The sequence below is a fragment of the Fictibacillus sp. NPDC058756 genome, assembly GCF_042746035.1.
Lineage (GTDB): Bacteria > Bacillota > Bacilli > Bacillales > Fictibacillaceae > Fictibacillus.
Genome location: NZ_JBHYPU010000001.1, coordinates 1,588,527 through 1,611,356, shown reverse-complemented (window position 1 = coordinate 1,611,356; position 22,830 = coordinate 1,588,527). Strand labels below are relative to the sequence as shown.

Genomic DNA, 22,830 nt, shown 5'->3' with positions numbered 1-22,830 from the left:
CTCTTTCTTGTTGATAATCTTTTTTCTTTCAGGGTGTTTTCGTAATCCTTGTTGCTTTTGAAAGGGGTTGATTTCCGCTTCAGGATGCTCGCTTTCCGCGGGGCGTGCGGTGAGCCTCCTCGGCGCTTCGCACCCTTAGGAGTCTCACCTGTCCCGCTGCTCGCGCAGGAGTCTCGCATCTTGCGCTACAATCAACTATTCAAAGAAGAGAGGAACCAAAACACCCAAACTAACATGCTTCTGGAAAACAGTTTTTCACCAAACAAAAAAATCCCCTTCGTCTACGAAGGAGATAGATAATTTGGTGTATAGGCAGAAAACAGCGGCCGTTTAATGGCACTGCTTTAACACCCCCCTATCCTCGTAGGTCATGTCATGTACAAAACAGGCAGGTCTCCTGGCTCTTGATCATCGTCCCCTAACGCCTTCCCGTTTTCACAGTGGCAGATCAATTAGGTTTCTCACAATTACAGTGGCGGGACCGCAACGGAATCTAACCGTTTTCCCTATTATGCTTGTCCGATATGGACAGCACCTGTTAAAACACTTATGAAATTTTCTTTTTACAAATCAATTATAACCGACTGGAGAAAATTGTGAAATCATTTTTTCAATCTGTTCGATGTTCCTTATGAAACAAGATTAATCGGGAAAGAATGATAATTTATTTCACAGTTCGAGGTATTACGAAAGAGAATGTCGTACCTTCATTATTTTTACTATGAACATTAATTTGGCCGCCATGCGCTTCCACAATGTTTCTGGCGATTGCAAGGCCTAGACCCGTACCTCCTGATTTTCCTCTTGTCCTTGCTTTATCGCCTTTATAAAAGCGTTCAAAAACAAACGGAAGATCTTCCTCTTTAATTCCTGATCCGTTATCTTTAATGAAAAACTTAACTGCCTTTTCACTAGTTTCTATTGATAGACGAACGAACCCCCCATGTGAAGAATGGCGAATGGCATTATCTATTAAGTTTGTTAAAACTTGCTCAATTCGGTCAGGATCTATTTCCATCTCATTATGGATACCAGAAATATCGAGTGTTAGCTGTATATCTCTGTCTTTAGCAGGACCTTGAAATTTTCGGACGATACGTTCGGCGAACGGTGGAATTGCTAAGTGTGTATAGTGGAGCTTCATATGCCCTGCTTCTAATCTTGCAAGATCAAGCAGTTCATTAACAAGCCTTCCCATCCTTTTGGATTCATCCAAAATGATGCCTGCTAATTCCTTCTTTTCTTCTTCTGATTCTGCAACATCATCTACAATAGCTTCACTGTATCCCTGAAGCATCGCTATTGGTGTCTTAAGTTCATGTGAAACGTTTGCTACAAAATCCTCTCGCAATTTATCCATTCGACGCTCTTCTGTCATGTCACGCAGAACCGCAACAGCACCGCGAATTACAGAGTGATCATATAAAGGTGTCATTACTATAACCCATGAACGGCCCTGTATGTCTATTTCGGTCATCTGCTCGCTTTCAAGTGAAACAACCTGCTGAAAAAGCTGAGTGACAGCAATTGGAACATTTCCTTTCACTTCACTCTTCATGCCTGATTCATAATAAAAAGCTTGTAAAAAGCGGTCAGCCGGAGGATTAGTTACAAGGATATTCATCTTTCTGTCAAACGTAATAACACCATCAGCCATTGAACTCAAGATGCTTGTCAGCTGTTCTTTTTCCTGGTTTAAAGCTGTAATATTATTTTTAAGCTGACGTCCCATCCGGTTAAAGGTCATTCCTAGTTCACCAATCTCATCATGTGTTAAGATCGGCACTTTCATATCGAATTCACCTTTTGCAACAGATGTAGCTGCTTCTCTCATTTTTCTAAGAGGAGCTGTTATTCGTGTAGATAAAAAGAAAGCAAATATGATCGTGAGTATAATCGCTATACCAGCCGCTAAAAAGATAAGGTATTTCGTATGGTTTGTAGTTTTTGTTATATTCTCGATCGATTGGTAAACATATACGCCGCCTTTACCGGTTCCTGTTTCATAAGGTTCACCGTAAATAATCATCGTATGGGCAGATTCATTACCATCTGAAAGAATTGGAAATTCTCCGTTTATATAAATCTTTTTCCCTTCATCCACTACTGAAGATAATTGTTCGTTATCACTAAAAACAGAAACAGGAATGTAAGGAGCATCACTAAAAGATTTTGTATCAATAAATGATTCCTGATTTTCGTCAATAATCATAATGGACATTGAATAAGCTTCTGCCATTTCACTTGTGATCCTAATGGCTTCTTCTTTATTTTCATCGTTCTCCATGATCAGGACAAGCCTGTCTGCCATTTTTGTTAGTTGTTCTCTTGCCTGATTATCATAAAAATTTTCGAAAAACTGGGTAAGCAATATTGTCAGCACAGTCAGTACAACTAATACCAGCAACAAAATGGTTACCGAAAGTTTGCCTACAACACTTCTCCAAATCATTCATTTCCCGCCTCAAATTTGTATCCTACTCCCCAAACTGTTGCAATCATAGAGGCTGCATCTGGAGATACTTTGTTTAATTTTTCGCGAAGTCTTTTTACATGTGTATCTACCGTTCTTAAATCACCAAAAAATTCATAATTCCAAACATCCTTCAATAGCTGCTCACGAGCATAAACTTTATCTGGTGTTTTGGCTAAATAGTACAGCAGTTCATATTCTTTAGGTGTTAAGTTTACTTCTTTACCACCTGCTGTAACACGATGAGCGTCATGATCGATTGTTATATGCTTGAATACAACCACATTTTTTGCAACGGTTTCCGTTTGAAGGAATTTTGTTGGTGAAGATCTTCTTAAAAGTGCCTTAACACGCAGGATGACTTCTCTTGGACTGAATGGTTTAGCGATATAATCATCTGTTCCAGCTTCAAATCCTTGGATCCTGTTTAGCTCTTCACCTTTTGCTGTCAGCATAATTACTGGAGTGGCTTTCTTTTCCCTTAGTTTTTCACACACTTCAATACCGTCCATACCCGGAAGCATCAAATCAAGCAAAATAAGATCAAAATTAATTGAAACAGCCATTTGAAGTGCTTCTTCTCCATTTTCTGCTTCATGTACTTCATAATTTTCTCTTTCAAGGTACATCGTTAATAATTTGCGAATTCGTTCTTCATCGTCAACCACTAAAATTTTTGCTTCTGTATTCATTTTTCAAGCCTCCACATGAAATCATAGTGAAATATTTATACCTATCATATCTATCCTGTTTCTATCATACATGAATTCTTCCTCTTGGAACAAACAGGATACTCTTCATTTTACTTTATAAAAAAGCCCCTCTTAATAAAGAGAGACTTTTATGAAACTTCTATTATGCATATGAGTGCAATCCTACTAATACTAGATTTACTGCGATAAGGTTGAATGTAATGATCCAGAAACCTAATACGCAAAGCCATGCAGACTTTTCGCCATGCCAGCCTTTTGACAGCCTTAGGTGAAGATAAGCAGCATAGAACAAGAAAGTGATTAATGCCCATACTTCTTTAGGATCCCAGCCCCAGAATCTCGACCAAGCTTCCTGAGCCCAAATCATTGCAAAAATCAAAGCACCTAAAGTAAAGATCGGAAATCCGATTGCTACCGCACGATAGCTGATTTCATCAAGAAGATCAGGATTTATTTTCACCTTCGGCTGAAGCGCAGCCGCAATTCTTTTTCTTAGTATCAGTCTTAGCAGTCCATATAGGATTGCCCCTGAGAGAAGTGACCAGATAAACGTGTTTAATTTAATTGATGCATTTGCACCATTCATCCATGATGGTGTGGAAAAAAGCGGACCGAAAGAATCATCCAGCTGTTCTCCGTTTGCTGGTCCTGCAATTGCAGGCATCTCAAAAACAATCTTTTCCGCTTGGTTCTGATCGTTCATGATTTCAAAGCTTGCTTCATAACCTGCACCTTTGAAAGCCATGGAAATAACGATGAAACCTACTACACTTATTAAACTGTACAAAACTATCTCAATCCACTTCGTCTTTTTAGAAGAAACAGATTGATCGACAGTACGAATTAAATAAATTAGACCTGAAACGAATGAAATAGCGAGTATTCCTTCACCTAAAGCGGCAGTAGTAACGTGAATTTTAAGCCAGTCGCTTTGCAGCGCTGGTATAAGCGGTGAAATATCTTTCGGAAACATACTTGCATAAGCAATAACAAGCAAAGCAACCGGCATTGCGAAAACACCTAATCCATTCGTACGGTAAATTGAATATAAAATGATAAATGCAAGTACCATCATCATTCCAAAGAAAGTTGTGAATTCAAATAGGTTACTAACTGGAGCATGTCCGCTAGCTATCCATCTTGTAATGAAATAGCCAAACTGCGCTGCGAATCCAACGCATGCAGTTATGAATCCAATTTTACCCCATTTTTTTGTATGTGCTGCTTTTTCATTTTTTTTATCTGAAATAGACATCGCAAAAAACAGGGTAGAAAATAAATAAATCATGAATGCGCTATACAAAAGCGTACTGCTAATTTCAGCCATCCTAAACCCTCCTGCTCGAACGGTACTCCTATTTAGTATTAGTTTCCTTATCGACCAAAGCTGTTAAACTTGTCTTTTCACTAAGGAAATCTAAATCTTTTTTCAAGCCATACCAGTTCTTATTCGTGTGAGCTGCTGCCCACACTCCATCTTGATTTTGTTTAATCCAAATTCTTCTGTAGTTCCAATATAACCCTTGCGTAACACCGATCATAAAAATAATTCCGCCAAGAGCAATTATCCAGAGCGTATGGTCTTTTCTAACCGTTAAGGCTGTTAAGTCCTTTGTCTCGATCCCTGCAAACGACATTTTAAATTGATTCTCACCAGCTTCAATGTTCTTTTGAATACCTACAAATGCTTTTTCACCTTTTGGAGTTTCAGGAGAATACATTGAAAATACAAAAGCAGGGTTATCAGGCAAATTGTTTACTGTTGAAGGCTGATTTTGCTCATTAAGAATAAAGTTCGGAAAATACTCCTCGATCTCAACTCTGTAGCCATTTCCCAAATCATACTTTTTCTCAGGTTCATGCAGATCAACAGTCAGTTTGCCAAACTTCTTGCCAGTTTCCTTCTCTTCTAATTCAAAACTCATCTTACTGAATTCATTCAGCTTAAAATCAGTCTGATAGAGTGCAAATGAATCAAATTTAAACGGTTCATTTACACGAATTTCACCGTCTTTTACTTTTATTAGTTCAGGCTCTTCGCCTATCGTGTGATTAGGCTTCGTCTTGTATAGTGTCACATTGCTTTGATAGTTTTTGGCTACTTCTCCATCTACTGAACTTAGTGCACTATTAAACTTCTTTTCTTCCTTATCATACATTTCGAGAATAAATTCTTTGTTTTCTAAGTAATATTGTCCGTCATCACTCTTTGTACCTGGTATTGACGCTTTTTCGCCTTCTCTGACCCAAAGAATTTCATCGACATACATTCCTGGGAAGAATCTAAGCATCGCACCAGTTAAGAAAATGATTAATCCAACATGGTTCACATACGCGCCCCACCTTGAAAAACGGCCCTTCTCTGCAAAAAGATTGCCCTTTTCTTCACGTACTTTATAACGCAATGATTCGAGTGTATATTTGATCTCTTCTAACTCTGCTTCTTCACTTACTGAGAAAAAACGCTGATTCTTCATAAATTGATCATGCCTTGTAACTCTTTGCGTTTTTAAAGCTTTATAAAGCGGTATTCCGCGATCCAGGCTGGCAATAATAATAGAAAGTCCTAACATACCCAGCAGAATGATAAACCACCATGACCCATAAAGTTTATGGAAGCCCAACAAATAATAGATTAATCCAAGTATTCCGTATTCGCTTTCATAATGAGTCGCAGGATCAACATTTGGCGGGATAAATGTTTCTTGAGGAAAAATTGTCCCTATTGCAGCAGCGACCAGTATGATGATTATCAGCCACACTCCAACTCTTACAGACGAAAAGAAGTTCCAGGTATGGTCTACAAACGTTTTTTTATACGTTTGCGATCTTCTGGCGCTTCCTTCATAACGCATGCTTGATAGTACTTCAACGTCGTTATCCAATGGCTTCCCACAGGCTTGGCAAAGACTTGTACCGTAGGGATTTGAGTGGCCGCATTCACAAGTTATTGATTGCATCTTTTCACCCCTTTACGGCTTGATTTTTTCCATAAAGGAAATAATTTTCTCTTCAGACAGTGATTCACTCGTTCGTCCCACCACTTTCCCATTTTTATCAATAAGAATCGTAGTTGGAATAGGGCCTATGCCGTATGCTTTCGTTACTTCTCTTTGTTTATCCATCGGTATTGGAAAGGTTAAACGATAACGATCCACAAAGTTATTTACTGATACATTTGTTTCACTGACATTTACAGCAAGAATTACTACACCTTGTTCTTTGTAGGTTTCGTATTGCCTTTGCATATAGGGCATTTCCCGTTCACATGGCTTGCACCATGTTCCCCAAAAATTTAAGAAGACCCCTTTACCCCGGTAATCTTCAAGTTCAACCCGGTTGCCATTAAGATCAGTAAGTACAAAATTGGGAGCCATGTCTCCCTTTTTTATGTAAGTACCATTATCTTCAAAGATACTGTTATAGATTGTATAACCGATCGCTATAACTAAGATGGCAAGCAAAGCAGAGCGAAACCATAATCTTTTTTTCTTCAAAGCTATCCGCTCCTTTTAGCCGCTTCCATTTTACTATAACTTGAAAAAAAAGCCTATCTACGGCTTTTTTTTGACGTTTGTGTGACAGCCATGTTTCTTAGCTGCTTTATTTCATGTGGAGTTAGTTCTCTAAACTCACCTGGATTAAGTCCTCTAAGATCAAGAAATCCGTATCTTTCGCGCTTCAGCTTCATAACAGGAGATCCGATTGCTTCTAGCATTCGCTTGACCTGCCGGTTCTTCCCTTCATGAATTGTTAATTCTACGATTGCTGTTCCTTTTTTCTTATCGATAGATGTAACTTTCGCTTTAGCGGGTGCAGTCATACCATCTTCCAGACGAATCCCTCGTTCAAGCTGCTTAATCTTTTCTCTTGGGGGAATTCCTTTCACTTTAGCAATGTACACTTTATCTAACTGGTACCGTGGATGCATCAGCACATTCGCGAATTCTCCGTCATTTGTCATGATAATAACACCTGTAGTGTCATAATCTAATCTGCCAACCGGAAAAACTCGCTGTTCGATGATATCTTTGAAATAATCAGCAACTGTTTTACGTCCTTTATCATCAGATACTGCTGTTATTACTCCAGAAGGTTTATACATCAAAAAATAAACGGGCTGTTCCCGTTGAATTTGAATTTCGTTCACTTCAATTTTATCTTTTGTTCCGACTTTTGTGCCGAGTTCGGTCACAACATTTCCGTTCACTTTCACTTTGCCTTCACGGATTAATTCCTCTGCTTTTCTTCGGGAAGTTATACCGCTTTGAGCAATCACTTTTTGCAATCGTTCCATGATTTCACCTCATGTCTCATCATACCTTCATTATTCGTAATTCTCAACCACGATAAACGTAAAAAAGAGCCTTAAAGGCTCTTTTTATTCGTTTTATGAGTAAAAAAGAAGTGATATCGCCGCGATGGATGCTAAAAATCCGATTAAGTCTGCTAATAGACCAACCTTTAATGCATATTTCATTTTTTTAATTCCGACCGCTCCAAAATATACTGTCAGTACATAAAATGTCGTATCCGTACTTCCTTGTATCGTTGAAGCCAACCTTCCAATAAAGGAGTCTGGCCCATGAGTTGCAATGAGATCAGAAGTCATACCAAGTGCACCTGTCCCAGAAATCGTTCTCATCAATCCAAGCGGAACGACTTCGGCTGGTATATGAAACAATGAAAATATGGGACGCATAGCGAGCATAACATAATCTAATGCTCCAGAAGCTCTGAAAACAGATATGGCTACTAGCATACCAACTAAGAATGGAATAATATTTATCGCAATGGAAAACCCTTCTTTTCCTCCTTCTACAAATGTTTCATAGGTTGGGACTTTTTTGTAGGTTCCATAGAGCAATATAAAACCGATTAAAAGGGGGATAAACCAAATCGAAAATGATTGAACGAAATTCATCTATTTCCCTCCCTTTTGCAAGGAGCGGTAATAGTAATACCTGTCGATCAGGATGGCTCCAACTGTTGCAACAGCAGTCGCTAAAAGTGTCGGTGCAACGATATCAGTCGGAGATTGAGAGTTATAGCTCATTCTTATAGCGATGATTGTGGTAGGAATTAATGTTATGCTTGATGTATTAATAGCAAGCAGTGTGATCATCGAACGGCTAGCCTCGTTCTTTCCGCCATTAAGTATCTTAAGCTGTTCCATAGCTTTTATACCCATTGGTGTGGCTGCGTTCCCCAGTCCCAGCAGGTTCGCTGCCATATTTGATAAAATGTATCCCTGTGCCGGATGATCTTTTGGAATATCAGGAAATAGCCATTTGACAATTGGACGAAAAAGGTATGCAAGGACTTCTAACAATCCGCCCCTTTCTGCTATTTTCATAATCCCAAGCCAAAACACGAGAATACTTATCATAGCAAAACTCAAAGTTACTGCTTCCTTTGCACTTGTGAAAATTGCTGCGTTTACTTTATCCATGTTGCCATTAATAGCTGCAACAACAAATCCAATAACCATCATACCGACCCAAATGTAATTCACCATGAGCCATTATGCTCCCTTGCTGCAAAGAAAAGCTGGTTCAGCATATCTTTAAATGTTGTCCAAATACCATCATTGTGAGGTTTTATTAATGCTTTACCATCATAATATAGCGGTAAATCTGCTATTCTTAAACCATTTAAATCTATAAAATACCTTCCTACAGGCTTAGGAATATCTTCTTCTTTCCATTCACCAGACTTGGGCAATTTATATAAATGAATGGAAGAAGAGATCTGTTTAATCTCTTCTTTCATTAACGGATAAGAAAAAGTACGGTTTGCTTCAACTTTCCCTTTATAACCTCTATCTTTAATACTGGATACTTTACCTTCCTTAATCAGTTCGGTCATTTGAAAAGAGTGAAATCCCCACTCGAACATATTTCTATGATCTTCCCAGTCATCAGGATCATTTAGTGTAACTGCGATAAGCTCCATTCCGTCTTTCTCGGCTGTTGAAACCAGAGTTCTTTTTGCACGTTTTGTATAGCCCGTTTTCCCGCCAGTGGCATTTTCATAAAGCTTCAGCATTTTATTTTTGTTTCGCCACACTCTGTCCCATTTTTCACCCGTTTGCTCAGAACGGTATACCTTCGTTGCTGAAATATCTTTAAACATGTCGTTGTTCATAGCATACTTAGTCAGAAGCGCCATATCATAGGCGGTTGAATAATGGTCTTCATGTGTATCGAGTCCATGAGGATTTCTAAAGCGAGTATGTTTCATTCCTATTTCTTCTGCCTTTTGATTCATAAGATAGGCAAATCCATCTAAGCTTCCGCCTACATGTTCTGCGATCGCAACAGCAGAATCATTTCCTGATCTCAGCATCAATCCATAAACCAGGTCTGTTAATGGGATTTTCTCACCAGGTTTTAAATAAAGAGAAGATCCTTCTGTTCTTGCTGCATGTTCGGTTATGGTTACAGTATCCTGCATCTTTCCGGATTCAATGGCAAGGATAGCAGTCATGATTTTTGTTATACTAGCGATTCTCATGGGACGATGTTCATTCCGGCCATATAAAACTCTTCCTGAAGATTGTTCCATCAGTACAGCCGCTTTTGCTGATACACCAAATTCAGCCTTTGCTTCTTGCGGGAAAACTGCAAGTATAAGCGTGCATATTACAATGTAAATAAGAGGTGAATTGATTTGTTTCATTCAAAATCCCGCCCTTTAGGTGTTTTGTAAAAGTTTATGCAAACAAGGACAGGTTATGAATGGGATTTACTTCCGCTCTTTTATTGACTAGGAAAGAAACGTTGTTTTTCACCGTGTCTATTTTCATAATCAGTAAGTTCCATTAATGCTTTTTCTTCTGCTGGTATTCTTACACGGAGCATCAAGATATTTAATATTGTAAAAAGAAATGCGGTAACATAAGCGCCATAAATAAGAGGAATTACTAAAAGTTCCAATGCTACGACTAAGTAATTAGGATGTCTTATAAAACGGTACGGTCCTTTAGCCACAACTTCAGCACCTGGAAGCAGAATGATTTTTGTATTCCAGAAAACTCCTAAAGAGGTGATCGCCCACACCCGAATTATTTGTGCAATTAAAAACAATACAAACGGAATCATCCACCATGAAGGAGAAAAAGCACCGAAGAACATTACTTCAGCAAATAGAAAAAGAAAAAATGAGGCATGCATAGTTACCATCCATTTATAATGGCTGCTCCCTGCCTCAACAGCCCCCTTGGATCGGAGAGTTTCTTCATTCTTTCTGGCGATTTTCACTTCTGCAAGTCTCTGGATTATTAAAAAAGTCCAAAAAATGAGAAACCAATTCACCGTTATTTCCTCCATTCGACTAACAAAAGCTCTGATGAGAAACCAGGGCCAAGTGCTGCCATAATTCCTAAATCACCTTCATTTTGTTTTATGTCCATAAATTGTTTCAAAACATAAAAGACAGTAGCAGAAGACATGTTGCCGTTTGACATAAGCACATCTCGTGAAATATCAGTTTTGGAAAGAGGCAGGCCAAGAGCATCTACATATGCCTGAAGAACTTTCTTGCCTCCGGGATGTGCAATAAAATTTTTGATCTGTTCTCCGGTTAAATGATTTCGGTTTAGAAACTCATCAACATTCGGTTTAAGCCAAGTTCGTATCACATTAGGTATATCACGTGAAAAGACAACATAAAGACCTGTATCTTTTACCTCCCATCCCATTACATCCTCTGAATGAGGCTTTAATGTGGACATTGTATCTAAAATATAAGGCTTTAATTCTGCTGATTTAGCACCATCTGATTCATCTCCGCATATAAGTGCGCATGCAACCCCATCTGCAAATAAGGAGGTTCCTACAAGATTGCTTTTAGAAAAATCCTCATGCTGGAACGTCAAGCTGCATAATTCAACACTCAATACGAGCACGTTTGACTTCGGATATGCTTTACAATAATCAAAAGCTCTCGAAAAGCCTGATGCACCACCTGCACATCCTAAGCCCCATATAGGTATTCGTTTCGTATGAGAGGAAAACGGCAGCATATTCATGATTCTGGCTTCTATACTAGGAGTGGATATCCCGGAACTGGAAATAAAAAAGATTGCGTCAATATTTTCATAAGGGATTATAGGACTGTCTGATGGGCCCATGCATTTATGGATGCATTCTGCTCCAAGATTCGTAGCAAAGTCTATGTATAAATCATTTTTTTCCTGAAAACTTCTCTTTTCTTTAAACCATTCAATCGGCATTACAAAATATCTTGATGAAATCTCACCATTCTGAAAAACTTTTAATAAACGTTCAATATCTGAAAATGCATTTTGAAATAAGTTTCTTGCAAATTCCATCGTTTCTTTTTGCGATAGTTTGTGAGGGGGATTAACGGTTTCGACTGCTGCTATTCTGGGCAAAAGATTTCTCTCCTTCGACTCGTTTACTTATTTGTTAATTTACCCTTAACCCTCTATTTAAAACAGAACAAGTAAGAAATAAAAGGCTGTTTTCGTAAACTTTGCTGCTTTTGTAAGTGGTTAATTTCCGTTACAGGACTCGCTTTTTGCAGGGTGTGCGGTGAGCCCATTCGACGCATCGAACGGTCTCAGCTGTCCCACTCATGCTGCAGGACAAGGAAGGCTCCGGCACCGATATATCGCACGATGAAACGGTGATTTTCATTTTCGAGGAGTCTCGCCCTTCCGCTCCAATTAACTATTCAATGTAGAATTTCTTACATACTTTTTGGTGCACCAATCCCTTGAAACAATAGAATCTGCTAAAGGCATAAGCCGCAGGAGGGCTTACCGCACGCCCCGTGGAAAGCAAGCATCCTGGAGCGGAAATCATCTACTATCAAAAGCAACCTTATATACGAAGGCTTCTTTTAAAAAGGCTCTTTTCTGCTTTTTGATGTTTTCTTTTTTTCTTCCTATGCAAATGATTGAAGCGCAAGGTGAGACTCCTTCGGGACGAGTGGTCAGGTGGAGACTCCTAATGGCGCAAAGCGGCAGGAGGCTCAACGCACGCCCTGTGGAAAGCGAGCATCCTGAAGAGGAAATCATCTACTAACAAAAGCAACCCTGAATAATAAGGCTTCTTTAAGAAAGGCCATTTTCTCCATTTTGATGTTTTCTTTTTTTATTTCTAAAAGCGAAAACAGCCTTTAGAAATAAGCCAAATAAAAAAACAGCCAAAGACTTGGCTGTTTAAAATAATTATTCAAATGGTTGTAGAAGATTGGTTAATGTTTTTTCATCAGGATTCATAAATAGACTCTTAAAGTCTTCATATTCGTTAATATAAACTCGTTTTCTTTTCAAATATGAATCATTTTTGCTGAGTGCTGCTAATGCTGCTATTTCACGGAGTTTATATTTTTGAAGATGCTGCTTCCAGAAATCATGCTGACTTAATTCATCTTCAAGTTTTTCTTCAAAGTAACGCACATAGAGAAGATGAAAGGTATGTTTTTCACCATTTATTTCGTAGGCTGCTTCTGAACGGTTAAAGAAATCCTCTGATGTATTCGGTTTTTCTTTTTCTAATTCAATACCATCAATATGATGAATCAGCAAAACAGCTTCCCCCTTAGTTATCTTCAAAAGATATAGATTCCTGAAACTTTGAAAAGAATAGGTCTGCTTCCTGTTCCACGCTCTCCTCTTGAATGTTCTCCGGGAGCGGAGGCAGTTCTTTAATCGTCTGAAGGCCGAAATGATCTAAAAATGCTTTGGTAGTGCCGTACAAAATAGCTCTCCCAGTTCCTTCTGCCCTTCCGACCTCTTTTACAAGCCCTTTTGCAGACAAAGTTTGAAGAGGCTTTTCTGTCTTCACTCCTCTGACTTCTTCGATCTCAGATCTCGTAATGGGCTGTCTATAGGCAATGATTGCTAAAGTTTCGAGAGCCGCTTGTGAAAGAGTAGAGTGACCAGGGGTTTCAACAAGACGCTCGTAAAAAACTGCATGATCTGGTTTCGTTACGAACTGAAGTGATCCTGCGTATTCAACGATGGTCATACCTCTGTCAGGTGAAAGGTAGCTTTCTTTCAGCTCATTAATAATCTCATCTATTTCCTTGCTGTCTTTTTCAAGAACTTGTGCAATTTGTTTTCGGTCGATGCCTTCATCTCCGCTGACAAAGAGCAAACCTTCAATAACCGCTTTTATTTCATTTCGTTCCAAATCCTTTTACTCCTCTATCATGGTAATATAAATTTCACTAAAATGGTCTTGCTGCTCACAGTTAATACTTTTTACTTTCATTAATTCCAAAATGGCCAGAAACGTAACTACCACATGCTCTTTTGAGCTTTTATCAAAAAGATCGGTAAAACGTCTTTTGCCTCCAACAGATAGGAGTGATTGTTTAATCTGGTCCATTCTGGTTTCAATCGGCATTTCCTGGCGTTCTATCGTTGTTTGTCTTGGTGACCGAGTCACTTTTTCCTGAAAGACCTTCTGCATTGCCTGCAGCATATCATAGAGCGTTACATTTGTTACCTGCTGAGCTGTTTCCTCTTTTTCGAACTGACTTAAATCGAGCGGTTCTCTAGTATAAACTAAGCTTCTTGCAGCTTCTCTTTCTTTTAATTCATCTGCTGCAAACTTATATTTCCGGTATTCAATTAACCTTCTCACAAGTTCGTCTCTCGGATCTTCTTCCACGTCTAATTCCAACTGATGATCAAGAAAATCATCCTCGTGCTTCGGCAAAAGCATCTTGCTTTTTATCGCAAGCAAAGTTGCAGCCATGACTAAATATTCACTGGCAACATCCAGTTTAAGCTCTTTCATCGTATGTATATATTGCAAGTATTGCTCTGTAATTATTGCTACAGGTATATCATAAATATCTACTTCGTATGTTTGAATTAAATGAAGCAGCAAATCAAGCGGACCTTCAAATCCATCAAGCTTCACACTATATTTCATAACATTTCCCCAGTTTTATCAACGTTTTTTGTATTATAAAATTATATCATATTTTCAACATACAAAAGCTGTATTTTTATTAGTCATAGGCCTATGGTAAACTAAATGCGAAAAAGTAAAGGGGTGTGGGCACAAGTTGAATTATCCGAAAGCTTGGATTGATTATCTAATCTTTTTTCATACTGAACAAGACTATTTTGAGTGCCATGAAGTACTCGAGGAGCATTGGAAGAACGAAGGAATGAAAGGAAACCTTTGGCCGGGGCTCATCCAGATCGCTGTAGCTCTCTACCACCAGAGACGCCTTAATATGAACGGTGCAAAAAGAATGATAACAAGCGGAATTCAAAAACTTCAAAGCGAAAAAGCTGCACTTCATTCACTTGGTCTGGAACCTGACACTCTCTTTGAATTGCTGGAGAATAGGAAAAATGAGATTGTTCAGCAAAAAGAATTTAAGCCTTTTTTACTCCCATTAACACCGTCATTGAAAAAAACATGCATATTAGAAGCCGAAAAAACCGGGAAGGCATGGAAATCAAAACTTGTTCGAGACGAGACTATTATTCATAAACATAGATTAAGAGACCGAACACCTGTTATCGAGGAAAGAGAAAAGCAGAAATTGCAAAAGAACAGAATTCTTTAATAAAAAATCTAAATCCCCTGTCAACCGAATCCATGACAGGGGATTTTTATGCGTTCAGCTTATCAAACTACAATAAAAAAAGCCCCGGATACCCGGGGCCGCTCAATATTACTCTTCCCAAACTTTAACTTCTTTCATTACATCGCCTTGCTTAATGCGCAAAACAGTGTCCATTCCTTCAGTAACTTGTCCGAAAACTGTGTGTACGCCATTCAGATGCGGCTGAGGCTCGTGTACAATAAAGAACTGGCTTCCACCAGTATCACGGCCAGCGTGAGCCATTGATAGAGATCCTGCTACATGTTTGTGAGGATTACCTTCTGTTTCACAAGGAATTGAGTAACCAGGACCGCCTGCACCAGTTCCAGTCGGATCTCCGCCTTGTGCTACGAAACCAGGAATTACACGGTGGAATGTTACTCCATTATAAAATCCTTCGTTTGCAAGCTTTTCAAAGTTTTCTACAGTTCCAGGTGCTTCTTCTTGATATAGATCAAATAATATTTTTTCGCCATTTTCGAATTCGATTGAACCTTTTTTCATTAAATTGGCCTCCTTATGTTTCATTCACATACCATTGTACGGTGAAATGACATCCCCGTAAACTAATTTACACAAAAACCTTTGATTTTAGGGGCACATCCTGTCTGACTAAGTCTTCGTACGTTTCTCGCTTAACAACAAGCTGTTTTTCACCATTTTCTACAAAAACAACTGCTGGACGCTGTATTCGGTTATAATTGTTTGCCATACTGTATCCATACGCTCCTGTACAAGATACAGCAAGATAATCTTGATCCGTCACTTCAGGCAGCTCCAAATCCCAAATGAGCATATCTCCGCTCTCACAGCACTTTCCTGCAATTGATACTGTTTGGGCAGGCTTATCGTTCATCTTGTTTGCTGTATATGCGTCATATTTTGCTTGATAAAGAGCTGGACGAATATTATCTGTCATACCGCCATCAACAGACACATAATGTCTTACACCTTCAATCTCTTTTTGAGAACCGATCGAATAGATCGTTGTCCCAGCATCTCCAACGAGTGATCTCCCGGGTTCAATCCATAATTCAGGCATTGGTTTTTCTTCGAATTGAGCCATTTTACGATTGACTTCATCAATCATTGCCATTACATACTGTTCTGGCTCAAGAGGTGTGTCATCAGAAGTATATTGAATACCAAAGCCTCCGCCTAGATTCACGACGCGAGGAAAATATTGATAGCTCTCTTCCCAAATCTTAAAGTGGCTAAACAGCTTATCAATTGCTAAAGTAAAACCTTCAGTTTCAAAGATTTGAGAACCTATGTGACAATGTATGCCGAGCACCTCGAAAAACTCAGACTCAAGGACTACTTGCAACGCCTTATCTGCTTGCCCGCTTCCTAAGTCAAAACCAAATTTAGAATCTTCCTGACCGGTTATGATGTAATCATGGGTATGTGCTTCAATACCAGGTGTAAGACGCAATAAGATCTTCACTTTCTTATTCAGTTTTCTGCAAAGCATCTTTAACAGATTTATTTCATAAAAATTGTCTACTACAATACACCCTACTCCTGCTGTAAGTGCGAACTCTAATTCCTCAACACTCTTGTTGTTTCCATGAAAATGGATACGTTCTGCAGGAAATTCTGCTTGGAGTGCTGTATAAAGTTCCCCGCCGGAAACAACATCCAAACTTAACCCTTCTTGATCCATAAGCTGAATGATCGCGATCGATGAAAATGCTTTGCTGGCGTATGCTACCTGATATCCAACACCCTTTTCTTCAAATGCTTTCTTAAATCCTCTCGCTCTAGTTCTTATTAAAGCAACATCATATATATAAAGCGGTGTGCCATACTTTTTAGCAAGTTTCACCGTATCTGCTCCGCCTATCCAAAGATGATTATTTTCTCCGATTTTAGCTGTGCCATGTAAATTCACAATTAATCTCCTCTCCATGATGATGAAGAATTCAATCCCGACAATAATAAAAAGACAGCCGCAATTAAGGCAGGCTGTCATGACCGTGCCCTCATGTCGGAATAGCTCTCCACTACTGTTGTAGTGACAGTCCGCTGCTTGTTCAGCAGCGGCCCAGCATAAAAAGAAATGGATCTCCTTTTACACTTCGGCAAATTGACCTTTCGACATATTTCATCGTCTTCCATGAACTCCATATGCTACTTATTCGTTTTGCGCCTCTACCTCAAATGAGGCATATATTGAATTAGTTATGAATTTAACACAATTTTTGTTAATCCACAAGGGACAGATACATTAGTTTGGCTGCTTTTTTCTATTCTGCGGATGTACGATGCTAGGACGCACTTTTGACAGCGGCACGGCAACCCGTACAAGAATCTGCAAAAACGCTTTTGGATTAAATGGTATGAACGGCCAGAGATATGGCGTGTTTAAATTTTTTATGGTGCTTAAGTAAAGAATAAACAACGTTACTCCAATCATGTAGCCTGGGACCTTAAACAGTACAACTAATACTATAAGAACAAGTCTGACTACTTTATTCGCTACACTAAGTTCATAACTTGGGGTCGAGAATCCACCAATTGCTGCTATGGCCACGTACAACATAACCTCAGGAACAAACAAACCAACATCTATCGCAATTTGACCGATCAGAATTGCAGCAATCAGCCCCATTGCCGTTGAAAGTGAGCTTGGAGTATGAATGGCGGCCAGCCTTAAAATATCAATCCCAATTTCAGCAAACAAAATTTGCAGGAACAATGGAATATTCGTTGTTTTATTAGGTCCAATAAAGTCTATAAAGTCAGGCAGCAGCTGTTGTTGCATTGAAAATAAAAGCCACATCGGCACCAAAAAAACGGACATGATTATCCCGCTAAAACGAATCCATCTTAAGAAGGCACCGATAAATGGTGTTTGCCGATATTCTTCTGCGTGCTGGACGTGATGAAAAAGTGTAGTCGGTGTGATCATTACACTTGGTGTAGTATCCGTGATGATTAATACATGCCCTTCCATTAAATGCTGCGCGGCAACATCTGGTCTTTCTGTATACCGTACGAGTGGAAACGGGTTCCAGCCTTGCTTTACGATAAACTCTTCAATGGTCTTATCCGCCATGGGAATCCCATCTATTTCAATTTTACTTAGTTCTTTTCTGATAAGATCTACCAGACCAGGGTCAGCAACATCCTGGATATATGAAATGCAGATATCCGTCTTTGATCGTTCGCCTACTTGCAGAATTTCATGTCTAAGTCTTTCATCCCGTATTCTTCTTCTCGTAAGAGCTGTATTAATAATGATGTTTTCTGTATAGCCGTCACGAGCTCCCCTTACAACTTTTTCAATATCCGGTTCTTCTGGTGACCTTCCCGGATAGCTTCTCACGTCTACTATAAACGCTTCTTCCTCACCATCAAGAAAAATGACGATCAATCCTGAAAGCATACGGTCTACCGCTTCATCTAGTGATTTTGTAAGCTCAACCTGCTGATGAGCAAGGTGATTATGTACAAGATCTTTTACTTTCCCTGGAGATCTGTGGCCATGGTCCATGTCCATAAGCTCGCGATACAGCATAATGATAAATTCACTGTCACAAAGACCGGTACAATAATATAGCTGTAGCTCTTTTTTGAGTACAAATATTTTTCGGACACCTACATCAAAACTTATACCGATGCCAAGGCGGTCTTTTAAGAACTTTTCATTCTCTTCTATATTTTTACTGATCGGTGTTTTGTTCTTTGTGTTTGCCATGAGATTCGCTCCTTTCTAGAATGAGATTGATTGCTTTTAAGGTTATTGGGGCTCCTTTTTCAACTGAATCGAACCCAGCCATCTTTCCAATATCACCTACTCCGATTACAAAAGGAAGATTCAGTTCGTCTAATATATAGACCGTATCCCCATTGATTCTTCCAGTTTCCAAATCAGGCACTCCGCTTTTATCAATCCCAAACTCAGTGAGTTCACCATATCTATCCATGGAACAATGAACCTTTGTCCATTCTGCAAAATGTGTTTTAGATGCGACTGCTACCGCACCGATAACATCAAAATCCTCTTGCTGATGAATAATTCTCATAGCCTGTTCACCAGGACCTTCACCTTTAAAGCCACAATCATCAAACATTACAAGCACAGGGTCATGAGGGGTTTTACGGATCATTTTAACAAGTTCTTCACCGCTTTTTTTGGTCGGATTTCCCCAAGACTGTGAAATACAGCGTCCGCCAATTATTTTGGCAGCATGTTCAACAACCCGAAGCGCATAAAAATCTCCATCTGTTATGAAAATAACCCGTTTTTTCACCCTCAATCACCCCTTTGGTTCGAAGAAAACTGCAACTAAAAACCCAAAAAGAATAGCAGATGATATCCCTGCAGAAGTTAACTCGAAAATCCCCATTGCTATACCGATAAATCCATGTTCATCAGCTGCTGCCATTGCTCCGTGCAGCAATGAGTGTCCGAAGCTGGTAATTGGAACAGTAGCTCCTGCTCCTGCAAATTTAATGAGGTTGTCATAAATTCCGAAAGCATCCAGTAAAGCTCCAATTACAACAAATGATGTTGTAACATGGGCAGGTGTCAATTTTAAAATGTCCATCATTAATTGACCCACTACACAGATTGCTCCCCCTACAATAAAGGCCCATAGAAATTCCATCTTACATACCTCCTTCCGCCCGCTCTAAAACTACTGCATGAGCGACAGTTGGAATTGTTTCTTTTTGCTGGACCATCACAGGATTTAACAGTGCACCTGTAGCGACCATCATCACCTTCTTTAAGTTCCCTTTTCGTATTTCATCCAGGATAAAGCCATAAGTTACGACTGCCGAACATGCACAACCGCTTCCCCCGGCAAACACTTGCTGATCTGAACGGTAGACCATTAAGCCGCAGTCACGGTGATTATCAGAAATGTCATATCCTTGTTCTTTAAGAAGCATTTTTACTATTGGAGCTCCGACACCTGACAAATCTCCCGTAGCGATAAGATCGTACTCATCAGGTGAGACATTCATTTCTTTAAAATGTGCTGCAATCGTATCAGCGGCTGCAGGAGCCATAGCTGAGCCCATATCAAAAGGGTCTTTAATACCCATATCTACAACTTTTCCGACAGTAGCTGATGTAATCTTTATGTCTGATACCTCTTTGCTTACGAGCGCTGCACCTGCTCCAGTTACGGTAAATGTAGCTGTATCTGGTTTTTGCCCACCATATTCAGTTGGATATCTAAACTGCCTCTCAGCAGTTGCATTATGTGAACTGACCGCAGCAATAACCCGGTTTGCATAACCGCCATCTACCAAGGCGGCTCCCAATGCAAGAGATTCCATCGAAGTTGAACAAGCTCCAAATACCCCTAAAAAAGGAATACCATTTCCTCTGGCTGTGTAATTCGAGGATACTATCTGATTTAAAAGATCTCCTGCAAGCAAAAAATTAATGTCTTCAGGGTTAAGCTTTGACTTCTTTAAACAGAAATCAATTGCATCTTCCATCAGCTGCCTTTCAGCCAGCTCCCAATTTTTTTGTCCGCAATGAAGATTGTTATAAGTTTTATCAAAATAGCTGCCGAGAGGACCTTCACTTTCCATAGGACCTACGGCAGTACCAGTAGCGTTCAAATAGATGCTGTTTGCGAATTTCCATGTTTGTCTGCCTAATAAATTCATAAGCTCACTCCTCACATCACATGCTGAAATATATATCTGATCATTCCAAAAACGTAAGCGGCAACCGCTCCAAAAACAATAACGGCTCCGGCCAGTTTAAACAGATTTGTTGCGACTCCCAATACTAGCCCTTCGCTTTTATGTTCCAGAGCAGCACTCGTTACAGCGTTGGCAAAACCGGTTACTGGCACTATAGATCCAGCTCCAGCAAACTGACCGATCTTATCATATACACCAAGACCCGTCAGAAGAGCAGCGATTAAAATGAGCGTTGCTACAGTTGGATTACCTGCAGTTTCTTGTGAAAAGTTAAAGAACGTCATATAAAAATTTTGTATCCCTTGACCGATCACACAGATTAAGCCGCCAACAAAAAATGCTTTTAAACAATTGATTACATATGGTGGTTTAGGTTGTATCGGTTTAATTTTTTCAGCATAAGCTTGTTGTTCCTCTTTTGTTGCCATGTTGTTTCACTCCACTTCTTAATGGTTGATATAATAGATCCAATGAAACAAGGACCCCGTAATTTTTCCAAAAACAATAGCCATTAATATAATGATGATTTTTTCCCCAAAGCCCACTCGTTTCGCTAAAATCGGCAAAACATTTAATACTTCTGTTAATGCAGCGGCAAGCATTCCTACAAAAATACCAGCAAACAATCCAACCGGTGCAAGAATAAGCGGCGAAAATGAGAAGGAAGCATTTCTCAAGTTCAGCCATCCGCCTAAAACGGCACCAAGAATTATGCTTATCTCGTAACTTCTTATAAAGCGGTATGTTTTTGAAAGCTGCATCAGTCTTGGTACAATCCCCAGAACCGTTATCAATGCAACGAGGCCTGAACCTACAGTTATTCCTCCGCCAAATCCAATAAACGCCATAAGCAAAACTTTAATTGTCATTGATTTTCTTCTCTGTTTCTTTATTTTCATGGACGATTACATATTGATCGAGGTCTTGCTGGTAATTGAACATTTCTACTTCGAGCGGACTTGGTTCTTCATTAAGCCTTTTTCGAAACAAATGATTAAAAAATAGAATCATTCCGAGCCCCAGGCCAAATGAATAAGGAACCTGCAGCAGCAGCGGCTGCTCTTTATAATGCCCTGTAATCATGTAATAAATTTTCTGGTGAACAAGCTGCATGCTGACATCTTCATGAAAATTCATGATAGCAAGAGCCGAACCCGTAAAGAGGAGAAGCCACACGAGTACAAAATATACAGGAGCTAATGTCTTTTGTTTCATCTGGATTTCCAAGATGGACTGGGCAGGTCCGATCGTCTGAACATCGATGTCTGGATTATTTTTTTGAATCGTACCTATCACCCTCATTACATCGATAACGATTAAATGCTTGTCTTCTGGAGTTACTTCATGGATTATATATTCTTTAATCTTCCTTTCGTTTTCATCTGATGCGACGATTTGCGCGACATCGCCAATTGTTACTTTCTGATGCTGAAGGACTTGAACGCGTTGCCGCATACGAAGGTATATTACTTTATCCAACTTACTTCGCCTCTTTTCTTCAGCGCATTTGTGTTTAGTATGCGATTTGGCTTTTCTAATCATGCTTAGCAATAGAAAACATCCAAAAACTACCACTAAAAATAAAAAACCAGACAAGACTTATTAAGTCTCCATCTGGTTTTTCATAAATAGCAATATTTTCTTTTCGAGCCTAGATACTTGAACTTGCGAGATAGCAAGCCGTTCAGCTACTTCTGATTGGGTCTGGTCTTTAAAATAGCGTAAATACACGATTAAACGCTCCCGCTCATCCAGCTTGTCCATAATATCCTTTAAGGCAATTTTATCAAACCATTTACTCTCTGCATGATCTGAAATTTGGTCTAAAAGAGTTATTGGATCACCATCATTTTCATAAACAGTCTCATGTATCGATTGAGGTGCTCTTACAGCGTCCTGTGCCATAATAACATCTTCCACCGCTACCTCTAGATATTGAGCGACTTCATTAATCGTCGGTGTCCGTCCAAGTGATTTAGATAACTCGTCTTTAGCCTTCCGAACCTTGTTGCCAGTCTCTTTTAGAGAGCGGCTTACTTTTACTGTTCCGTCGTCACGTATAAAACGCTGGATCTCGCCGATGATCATCGGAACAGCGTAGGTCGAGAATCTTACATCGTATGACAGATCAAATTTATCCACTGATTTTAACAAACCAATACTGCCGATTTGGAAAAGGTCATCTGCCTCATAACCTCTGTTTAAAAAGCGCTGAACCACTGACCAGACAAGCCGCATGTTTTTTTCAACAATCGTATCGCGTGCGTGCTGATCTCCTTCCTGACTTTGTTTAATCAATAATTTTATCTCTTCATCCTTAAGAAACGGTTCGCTTTTGCTGCCTTTCACTTCGACATCCATAGGCAT

General features: G+C 39.4%; 25 protein-coding genes and 2 riboswitches. Of the genes, 1 reads left to right on the top strand and 24 read right to left on the bottom strand.

Annotated elements, in window-relative coordinates:
• Nucleotides 1–370: 370 nt before the first annotated feature.
• A riboswitch (cobalamin riboswitch) is annotated at nt 371–554 on the bottom strand.
• Nucleotides 555–664: 110 nt separating this feature from the next.
• From ACFW35_RS08100 to ACFW35_RS08035, 14 genes are all read right to left on the bottom strand, one after another.
• Nucleotides 665–2,452: an ATP-binding protein gene (locus tag ACFW35_RS08100; RefSeq protein ID WP_379844952.1), complete on the bottom strand. Its 1,788-nt coding sequence runs from the start codon at nt 2,450–2,452 to the stop codon at nt 665–667.
• Complete coding sequence (locus ACFW35_RS08095; protein ID WP_379844951.1) at nt 2,449–3,165, bottom strand: response regulator transcription factor; 717 nt, start codon at nt 3,163–3,165, stop codon at nt 2,449–2,451. Before ACFW35_RS08095 ends, ACFW35_RS08100 begins: the two co-directional genes overlap by 4 nt.
• Nucleotides 3,166–3,328: 163 nt before the next feature.
• Entirely contained in the window at nt 3,329–4,513 is a 1,185-nt protein-coding gene (gene ccsB / locus ACFW35_RS08090; protein WP_379844949.1) for a c-type cytochrome biogenesis protein CcsB, read from the bottom strand.
• Nucleotides 4,514–4,541: 28 nt separating this feature from the next.
• Nucleotides 4,542–6,146 carry a cytochrome c biogenesis protein ResB gene (gene resB, locus ACFW35_RS08085; protein ID WP_379844948.1) on the bottom strand — a complete coding sequence of 535 codons (1,605 nt, stop codon included), beginning with the start codon at nt 6,144–6,146 and terminating at the stop codon, nt 4,542–4,544.
• A gap of 12 nt (nt 6,147–6,158) precedes the next feature.
• Nucleotides 6,159–6,683, bottom strand: a complete 525-nt coding sequence (resA, locus tag ACFW35_RS08080) for a thiol-disulfide oxidoreductase ResA (protein ID WP_379844946.1) — start codon at nt 6,681–6,683, stop codon at nt 6,159–6,161.
• 53 nt (nt 6,684–6,736) lie between these two features.
• A complete protein-coding gene (locus ACFW35_RS08075) occupies nt 6,737–7,483 on the bottom strand; it encodes a pseudouridine synthase (protein WP_379834534.1) in 747 nt (248 codons plus the stop codon).
• Nucleotides 7,484–7,576: 93 nt separating this feature from the next.
• A complete protein-coding gene (locus ACFW35_RS08070; protein WP_066290584.1) occupies nt 7,577–8,110 on the bottom strand; it encodes a spore maturation protein in 534 nt (177 codons plus the stop codon).
• Entirely contained in the window at nt 8,111–8,704 is a 594-nt protein-coding gene (locus tag ACFW35_RS08065; RefSeq protein WP_379844945.1) for a nucleoside recognition domain-containing protein, read from the bottom strand. It lies immediately after the preceding gene.
• Entirely contained in the window at nt 8,698–9,867 is a 1,170-nt protein-coding gene (locus tag ACFW35_RS08060) for a D-alanyl-D-alanine carboxypeptidase family protein (protein WP_379844943.1), read from the bottom strand. The genes ACFW35_RS08065 and ACFW35_RS08060 overlap by 7 nt, the downstream gene beginning before the upstream one ends.
• An 80-nt stretch (nt 9,868–9,947) precedes the next feature.
• Complete coding sequence (locus ACFW35_RS08055; RefSeq protein WP_379844942.1) at nt 9,948–10,502, bottom strand: isoprenylcysteine carboxyl methyltransferase family protein; 555 nt, start codon at nt 10,500–10,502, stop codon at nt 9,948–9,950.
• Between the two features lie 2 nt (nt 10,503–10,504).
• Nucleotides 10,505–11,584: a type III polyketide synthase gene (locus ACFW35_RS08050; RefSeq protein WP_379844940.1), complete on the bottom strand. Its 1,080-nt coding sequence runs from the start codon at nt 11,582–11,584 to the stop codon at nt 10,505–10,507.
• An 801-nt stretch (nt 11,585–12,385) separates the two neighbouring features.
• Nucleotides 12,386–12,745 carry a hypothetical protein gene (locus ACFW35_RS08045; RefSeq protein ID WP_379844939.1) on the bottom strand — a complete coding sequence of 120 codons (360 nt, stop codon included), beginning with the start codon at nt 12,743–12,745 and terminating at the stop codon, nt 12,386–12,388.
• Nucleotides 12,746–12,758: 13 nt separating this feature from the next.
• A complete protein-coding gene (gene scpB, locus ACFW35_RS08040) occupies nt 12,759–13,352 on the bottom strand; it encodes an SMC-Scp complex subunit ScpB (protein ID WP_379834545.1) in 594 nt (197 codons plus the stop codon).
• A gap of 6 nt (nt 13,353–13,358) precedes the next feature.
• The gene (locus ACFW35_RS08035) at nt 13,359–14,102 is read right to left on the bottom strand and encodes a segregation/condensation protein A (protein WP_379844937.1); all 744 of its coding nucleotides are present in this window, start codon (nt 14,100–14,102) and stop codon (nt 13,359–13,361) included.
• A 136-nt stretch (nt 14,103–14,238) separates the two neighbouring features.
• Between ACFW35_RS08035 and ACFW35_RS08030 the strand changes: the two genes are divergently transcribed.
• Nucleotides 14,239–14,751: a DUF309 domain-containing protein gene (locus ACFW35_RS08030; RefSeq protein ID WP_379844936.1), complete on the top strand. Its 513-nt coding sequence runs from the start codon at nt 14,239–14,241 to the stop codon at nt 14,749–14,751.
• 108 nt (nt 14,752–14,859) lie between these two features.
• On the opposite strand, the gene ACFW35_RS08025 is transcribed toward ACFW35_RS08030, so the two are convergent.
• From ACFW35_RS08025 to sigF, 10 genes are all read right to left on the bottom strand, one after another.
• On the bottom strand, nt 14,860–15,294 hold the full coding sequence (locus ACFW35_RS08025) for a peptidylprolyl isomerase (protein WP_066290613.1): 435 nt from the start codon (nt 15,292–15,294) through the stop codon (nt 14,860–14,862).
• A gap of 67 nt (nt 15,295–15,361) precedes the next feature.
• Entirely contained in the window at nt 15,362–16,702 is a 1,341-nt protein-coding gene (lysA, locus tag ACFW35_RS08020; RefSeq protein WP_379847431.1) for a diaminopimelate decarboxylase, read from the bottom strand.
• Nucleotides 16,703–16,778: 76 nt separating this feature from the next.
• A riboswitch (Lysine riboswitch) is annotated at nt 16,779–16,955 on the bottom strand.
• Between the two features lie 65 nt (nt 16,956–17,020).
• A complete protein-coding gene (locus tag ACFW35_RS08015) occupies nt 17,021–18,493 on the bottom strand; it encodes a spore germination protein (RefSeq protein WP_379844934.1) in 1,473 nt (490 codons plus the stop codon).
• Nucleotides 18,459–19,055, bottom strand: coding sequence for a stage V sporulation protein AE (locus ACFW35_RS08010; RefSeq protein ID WP_379844932.1), 597 nt, complete (start codon nt 19,053–19,055; stop codon nt 18,459–18,461). Before ACFW35_RS08010 ends, ACFW35_RS08015 begins: the two co-directional genes overlap by 35 nt.
• Nucleotides 19,056–19,406, bottom strand: coding sequence for a stage V sporulation protein AE (gene spoVAE / locus ACFW35_RS08005; protein WP_379844931.1), 351 nt, complete (start codon nt 19,404–19,406; stop codon nt 19,056–19,058). It lies immediately after the preceding gene.
• Between the two features lies 1 nt (nt 19,407).
• Nucleotides 19,408–20,424, bottom strand: coding sequence for a stage V sporulation protein AD (gene spoVAD / locus ACFW35_RS08000; protein ID WP_379844929.1), 1,017 nt, complete (start codon nt 20,422–20,424; stop codon nt 19,408–19,410).
• Between the two features lie 11 nt (nt 20,425–20,435).
• Nucleotides 20,436–20,891 (bottom strand): stage V sporulation protein AC, encoded by a 456-nt coding sequence (gene spoVAC / locus ACFW35_RS07995; protein WP_379844928.1) that lies wholly within the window; start codon nt 20,889–20,891, stop codon nt 20,436–20,438.
• An 18-nt stretch (nt 20,892–20,909) separates the two neighbouring features.
• Nucleotides 20,910–21,332, bottom strand: a complete 423-nt coding sequence (locus ACFW35_RS07990; RefSeq protein ID WP_379844926.1) for a stage V sporulation protein AB — start codon at nt 21,330–21,332, stop codon at nt 20,910–20,912.
• Nucleotides 21,322–21,942 (bottom strand): stage V sporulation protein AA, encoded by a 621-nt coding sequence (locus ACFW35_RS07985; protein ID WP_379844925.1) that lies wholly within the window; start codon nt 21,940–21,942, stop codon nt 21,322–21,324. The genes ACFW35_RS07990 and ACFW35_RS07985 overlap by 11 nt, the downstream gene beginning before the upstream one ends.
• 123 nt (nt 21,943–22,065) lie before the next feature.
• Nucleotides 22,066–22,824: an RNA polymerase sporulation sigma factor SigF gene (sigF, locus tag ACFW35_RS07980; protein ID WP_066290631.1), complete on the bottom strand. Its 759-nt coding sequence runs from the start codon at nt 22,822–22,824 to the stop codon at nt 22,066–22,068.
• Between the last annotated feature and the right edge of the window lie 6 nt (nt 22,825–22,830).

Excerpts from the sequence above, each read along its gene's own strand:
- lysA (WP_379847431.1), bottom strand. The coding sequence starts at position 16,702 with ATGGAGAGGAGATTAATTGTGAATTTACATGGCACAGCTAAAATCGGA.
- ACFW35_RS07990 (WP_379844926.1), bottom strand. The coding sequence starts at position 21,332 with ATGACAATTAAAGTTTTGCTTATGGCGTTTATTGGATTTGGCGGAGGA.
- ACFW35_RS08065 (WP_379844945.1), bottom strand. The coding sequence starts at position 8,704 with ATGGTGAATTACATTTGGGTCGGTATGATGGTTATTGGATTTGTTGTT.
- ACFW35_RS08025 (WP_066290613.1), bottom strand. The coding sequence starts at position 15,294 with ATGAAAAAAGGTTCAATCGAATTCGAAAATGGCGAAAAAATATTATTT.
- ACFW35_RS08015 (WP_379844934.1), bottom strand. The coding sequence starts at position 18,493 with ATGGCAAACACAAAGAACAAAACACCGATCAGTAAAAATATAGAAGAG.
- spoVAD (WP_379844929.1), bottom strand. The coding sequence starts at position 20,424 with ATGAATTTATTAGGCAGACAAACATGGAAATTCGCAAACAGCATCTAT.
- ACFW35_RS08035 (WP_379844937.1), bottom strand. The coding sequence starts at position 14,102 with ATGAAATATAGTGTGAAGCTTGATGGATTTGAAGGTCCGCTTGATTTG.
- ACFW35_RS08070 (WP_066290584.1), bottom strand. The coding sequence starts at position 8,110 with ATGAATTTCGTTCAATCATTTTCGATTTGGTTTATCCCCCTTTTAATC.
- spoVAC (WP_379844928.1), bottom strand. The coding sequence starts at position 20,891 with ATGGCAACAAAAGAGGAACAACAAGCTTATGCTGAAAAAATTAAACCG.
- resB (WP_379844948.1), bottom strand. The coding sequence starts at position 6,146 with ATGCAATCAATAACTTGTGAATGCGGCCACTCAAATCCCTACGGTACA.
- ACFW35_RS08075 (WP_379834534.1), bottom strand. The coding sequence starts at position 7,483 with ATGGAACGATTGCAAAAAGTGATTGCTCAAAGCGGTATAACTTCCCGA.
- sigF (WP_066290631.1), bottom strand. The coding sequence starts at position 22,824 with ATGGATGTCGAAGTGAAAGGCAGCAAAAGCGAACCGTTTCTTAAGGAT.
- ACFW35_RS08100 (WP_379844952.1), bottom strand. The coding sequence starts at position 2,452 with ATGATTTGGAGAAGTGTTGTAGGCAAACTTTCGGTAACCATTTTGTTG.
- ccsB (WP_379844949.1), bottom strand. The coding sequence starts at position 4,513 with ATGGCTGAAATTAGCAGTACGCTTTTGTATAGCGCATTCATGATTTAT.
- spoVAE (WP_379844931.1), bottom strand. The coding sequence starts at position 19,406 with ATGGAATTTCTATGGGCCTTTATTGTAGGGGGAGCAATCTGTGTAGTG.
- ACFW35_RS08060 (WP_379844943.1), bottom strand. The coding sequence starts at position 9,867 with ATGAAACAAATCAATTCACCTCTTATTTACATTGTAATATGCACGCTT.
- ACFW35_RS08095 (WP_379844951.1), bottom strand. The coding sequence starts at position 3,165 with ATGAATACAGAAGCAAAAATTTTAGTGGTTGACGATGAAGAACGAATT.